Annotated in this window: 1 protein-coding gene; it reads right to left on the bottom strand. The window is 32.8% G+C overall.

Annotated features, from left to right (window positions below):
* Positions 1-256 precede the first annotated feature (256 nt).
* Positions 257-1,302, bottom strand: a 1,046-nt coding sequence (locus AC1DJR_RS30150; protein WP_477004277.1) for a peptide ABC transporter substrate-binding protein, incomplete at its 5' end; no start/stop codon positions are given.

Genomic DNA, 1,302 nt, shown 5'->3' with positions numbered 1-1,302 from the left:
ACATTACCAACCCTTAAGAGACCCCTTGTTAATGGTTTACTTTTCAGAAAATTATAACTAATATTATTCTACTCTATTTTACGTGTTTGTAAATAGTTATATTTTAAATATTCTGATTTTAACTTCCATAATTTAGTATGCTTTATCCCCCATCTACTATATGTACGTACTATACGCCTTATTCTTCTCTATTTAACTGAGCTAAAAAAAGCATTTCAAAGTAGCTAAGCTACTTTAAAATGCTTTTTTAATTCTATTATTTTTCAGTCACGTACGCCCACTTAAAGCTAAATTCTGGACTGATATTATGTTTTACTACACCTTTTACATTTGGTTGTAAAACATAAGAATCTCCACGTTGATATAAAGGTACAATCGCTACATCTTCTTCAAGTAATGTTTTTTCAGCTTTCCCTAACTCTTCCCAACGTTTTTTCGCATCACCCATTAATTCAGTACCGGCTTTTTTCACCATGCCGTCATATTTAGGGTCAGAGAAGCTCATTTGATTATGAGAATGTCCAGTCTCAAACATATCTAAGAACGTCATYGGATCYGCATAATCTGGATTCCAKCCGCCATAYGARAWATCATAWTSTTGMTCWGATTCTAATTTTAGTTTTTGCTTAAATGGTTGAAGTTTAATRTTAACTGTTACACCTTTTAAGTTCTTCTCAATTTGGTCCTTAATATATTCTCCAACTTTTTTCGCATTACCAGTATCGTAGTTTAAKAATTCAATTGTAACTTGATCTTTACCAAGYTCTTTTTTCGCTTCTTCCCATGATGCAGCCGCTTTTTTAGCATCTGGTTTCAAACCATTTTTAAACGTTTCTTGGAAGTCTTTACCGTCCGGTCCAGTTGCTAAACCTTTTGGTACTAAGAAGTCAGCTTCTTTTGATCCATCATTTAAAATTACATTTGCTAGATTTTTCTTATCGATAGAAAGTGCAATTGCTTCACGCAATTTTTTGCTCTTTAATGGTGTATCTTGTCCATCACGTTTTTGGTTCATACGAATGAAGTACGTACTTACTTGTGAAAATGTTCCGAATTCATCTTTCTTATTTCTGTATTTATCTACGAACTCTCCAGTTAATAAAGCAAAGTCAACTTGACCGCTATCATATAAATTGATAAGAGTTGCTGGTTCTTTAACAACACTGAAGTTAACTTCTTCAAGTTTTACAGTCTTTTTATCCCAATATTGATCATTTTTCTTTAATTGCCATCCTTGTTCATGCTTCCAATCTTTAAGAACGAACGGTCCGTTATAAACTGTTGTATCAGACTCTATACCGA

The sequence above is a fragment of the Bacillus sp. 05T31 genome, from assembly GCF_056396725.1.
The sequence above is the reverse complement of the archived record's forward strand: the minus strand, read 5'-3'. Positions and strand labels throughout refer to the sequence as shown.